Consider the following 1,040-nt stretch of genomic DNA (forward strand, 5'->3'; position numbering starts at 1 on the left):
ACGTGAAGACGATCACCCTGTCCTATACGATGTTCCCGGTCGAGAAGACCAAGCCCGTCGCCTCTTCGGAGCCGGTCCAGGGCAACACCAAGACAATTTCCAATACCGAAGCAAATCTCGGGGGTTGATATGGCAGACGCGCACGCAAAACCACAGCATGACTATCATCTCGTCGACCCGAGCCCGTGGCCTTTCCTGGGCTCGATAGGGGCGCTCGTCATGGCCTTTGGCGGTGTCGCCTTGATGGAGTACCTGAAGGGCGGCTCCTTCCCGATCTTCGGCTTCAACATCGCCAATCCATGGCTGTTCTTCATCGGCATCGTGATCGTGCTCTACACCATGTTTGCCTGGTGGTCCGACACGATCAAGGAAGCGCATGAGGGCCATCACACGCGCGTCGTGTCGCTGCATCTGCGCTACGGCATGATCATGTTCATCGCCTCGGAGGTGATGTTCTTCGTCGCCTGGTTCTGGGCCTATTTCGACGCCAGCCTTTTTGCCGGCGAGGCACAGAACTACGCACGCCACACATTTACCGGTGGCGTCTGGCCGCCGAAGGGCATGGAAGTTCTCGATCCCTTCCACTTGCCGCTCTACAACACCATCATCCTTCTGTTGTCGGGCACCACGGTCACCTGGGCGCACCATTCGCTCATCCATGGCGATCGCAAGGGCCTGATCAACGGCCTGGTGCTGACCGTCGGCCTCGGCATGCTGTTCACCATGGTGCAGGCCTACGAGTACATGCACGCTCCGTTCGGCTTCAAGGATTCCATCTACGGCGCCACCTTCTTCATGGCGACCGGCTTTCACGGCTTCCACGTCATCATCGGCACCATCTTTCTGCTGGTCTGCCTGATCCGCGCGATGAAGGGCGACTTCACCCCCAAGCAGCATTTCGGCTTCGAAGCGGCGGCCTGGTACTGGCACTTCGTCGACGTGGTCTGGCTGTTCCTGTTCGCCTCGATCTATGTCTGGGGATCAGTCGGCGCGGTGATCGAAGGCCACTGATCCGGCCTTCGGAGCAATTCCAGGAAAAG

At 59.0% G+C, this 1,040-nt stretch carries 1 protein-coding gene and 1 pseudogene; both read left to right on the top strand.

Annotated elements, in window-relative coordinates:
* Positions 1-128 (top strand): annotated as a pseudogene (locus AC1DX0_RS36330) (cytochrome c oxidase assembly protein); the annotation flags it as partial.
* Between the two features lies 1 nt (position 129).
* The gene (locus tag AC1DX0_RS36335; RefSeq protein WP_477219646.1) at positions 130-1,011 is read left to right on the top strand and encodes a cytochrome c oxidase subunit 3; all 882 of its coding nucleotides are present in this window, start codon (positions 130-132) and stop codon (positions 1,009-1,011) included.
* The last annotated feature ends 29 nt before the right edge of the window (positions 1,012-1,040 follow it).

It is taken from the genome of Mesorhizobium sp. P3_A9 (genome assembly GCF_056402975.1).

Bases quoted from the DNA above. Each gene is read 5' to 3' on its own strand.
- AC1DX0_RS36335 (WP_477219646.1), top strand. From the start codon at position 130: ATGGCAGACGCGCACGCAAAACCACAGCATGACTATCATCTCGTCGAC.